This is a genomic window from Streptomyces sp. P5F9, assembly GCF_057961495.1.
The window spans coordinates 1-535 of sequence record NZ_JBXVPZ010001060.1; the positions used below are offsets into that span (position 1 = coordinate 1).

At 71.6% G+C, this 535-nt stretch carries 1 pseudogene; it reads left to right on the top strand.

The features are described 5' to 3' along the window. Positions 1 to 517, top strand: a pseudogene (locus AC31A1_RS52385) (ATP-binding protein); the annotation flags it as partial. Positions 518 to 535: the final 18 nt, after the last annotated feature.

Sequence of the window (535 nt, forward strand, 5' to 3'; positions counted from 1 at the left end):
CGACGGCCCCGCCCCCCGCCAGGACTCCGAACACCCCGTCGGCCACGACCCGGGCCTGATGGCCGCGTTCCAACGCGGGATCGGTCTCGCGGAGGCGCAGCAGCACATGGAGGCTGCGGAGGCGGCGGACGGGGTGGTGCCGTTGGACGGGGGTGAGGTGGCGTCACCGCACATGGAGCCGGACCACATGGAGGTCCCGCACACCAACGGGGCCGACACGACCGGCGTCCACACAGGCGGTCTCTACATGAACGCGCTCCACGCGGACTCCTCCGCCCTGGACGCGACCACCCCTGTAGGCCAGCCCCACATGTCGGCAACGCACATGGGCTCCGGCTACATGGACACCGCGCTACACCGCTACACCGCTCAGCCCACGACACCGGACACCGGGACGGACCGCTTCACCCTCGCCCCCCACATGGACGCGGCCCCCATAACCGAAGCGCACGCGCATGTGCTCGGCCATGACCACGACCTCACCGCCCGGCACGACGGGAGCGCATCAGCCGGATGACCACGCACGCCCCCACCC